Source organism: Mesorhizobium sp. M0598 (assembly GCF_040320865.1).
In the GTDB taxonomy this organism is placed as follows: domain Bacteria; phylum Pseudomonadota; class Alphaproteobacteria; order Rhizobiales; family Rhizobiaceae; genus Mesorhizobium.
Genome location: NZ_JAMYQL010000097.1, coordinates 1 through 1,649 on the forward strand (window position 1 = coordinate 1; position 1,649 = coordinate 1,649).

General features: G+C 66.3%; 1 protein-coding gene. It reads left to right on the plus strand.

What is annotated here, in order from left to right; all coding sequences use genetic code 11:
* Nucleotides 1-124: 124 nt before the first annotated feature.
* On the plus strand, nt 125-1,321 hold the full coding sequence (locus tag NKI59_RS34870; RefSeq protein WP_352709055.1) for an IS91 family transposase: 1,197 nt from the start codon (nt 125-127) through the stop codon (nt 1,319-1,321).
* The last annotated feature ends 328 nt before the right edge of the window (nt 1,322-1,649 follow it).

A 1,649-nucleotide genomic window follows, 5' to 3' on the forward strand; every position in this document is an offset into this window, starting at 1 on the left:
ATTGATACGACCGCGCTCTATGCCCATGTCGCCACCAAGACGATCCACACCGTGATGAGTCCGCTCGACCGGATCAGCCTGCTCACAGAGGGCGAGATACGACCGGACAGATAACGCGGCGGCGGTGCGCCGCCCGTCCCTGGAGGTCGCCGACATCTTCCATCGCCATGGTGCCGCCTGGCGCGCGGCCCAGGCCGGCCACTTGAGCCTCGGCCAGCTGAAGGTGATGTCGGCGATCGAGACCTGCCGCACCGCGGCGCTTGGCGGTCATGTCGAGGCGTGCGAGGACTGCGGCCACAGTCGCATTGCGTATAACAGCTGCAGGAATAGACACTGTCCAAGGTGCCAAGGCGCGGCGGCAAGGGAATGGCTCGCCGCACGCGAGGCCGATCTCTTGCCGGTCGGCTACTTCCACGTCGTCTTCACGCTGCCGGCCGAGATCGCCGACATCGCCTATCCCAACAAGGCGGTGATCTACGACCTGTTGTTCCGCGCCGCCTCGGAAGCGATGCTCACCATCGCCGCCGATCCAAAACATCTCGGCGCCCGCATCGGCATCACCGCCGTGCTGCATAGCTGGGGCTCGGCGATGACCCATCATCCGCATGTCCACATGATCGTGCCCGGCGGCGGCATCGCGCTCGATGGTGAGCGGTGGGTGTCCTGCCGGCCCGGCTTCCTCCTGCCCGTGCGCGTGCTCTCAAGACTGTTCCGGCGGCTCTTGCTGGCCAAGCTTACTGATGCCCATGCCGCCGGCCGGCTGAGGTTCTTCGGCGACAATGCTGGCCTCGGCGACAAGCGCGCCTTTGCTAAATTCCTGGCACCGCTCAAGAAGAAGAACTGGTTCGTCTACGCCAAGCCGCCCTTCGCCGGACCCGAGGCCGTGCTGGCCTACCTGTCGCGCTATACCCACCGCGTCGCCATCTCCAACAGCCGGTTGATCGCGCTCGACGAGGCGGGCGTCACATTCCGCGTCAAGGACTACCGCCGCAATGGCAGCGAGCGCTACCGGACCATGACGCTGGAAGCGGGCGAGTTCATCCGCCGATTCCTGCTCCACGTGCTACCCAAAGGCTTCCATCGCATCCGCCACTATGGGCTGCTCGCCAGTGCGCACGCCAAGGCCAACATCGCGCGCGCTCGCGAACTTCTCGCCGCGCCGCAGCCCAAGGCCGAATGCAACGGAACGGGCGCCGATGCCGCCACGCCATCGGACTGGCGGCCGCCATGTCCATGCTGCGGCGGCAGGATGATCGTCATCGAGACCTTCGAACGCGGCGGCGACCGCGCCCGCGCGCCGCCTTGGACGAGGGCGCCATGACCACAAACCGCTCTTCATCGCTCTGCATACCCGCCGAGGACTCTGGTCGTCGGCGGCCCGAGGCGATCGTGCGTCTCCGGCCGATCGCATGTCCCGCACCATCTGCAGCGCCGAAACCGCCCGCTCTTCAAGGGCCGCATCGCAATGCGCACAGCCATCGCCAGCCCATCGAGCTACGCCTGCCCACCCACCAAGCCCATCGGTGCGGTCACAACGGACCAAGCCGAACCGTCAAATCCCCATAGCCGCAAAACCGAAATCTCCACCCCGCGGGTTCCTTCCCTGGAGGCTTCCGGACGCCGGCCTCGAGCCACGCCATCTCAGTAGA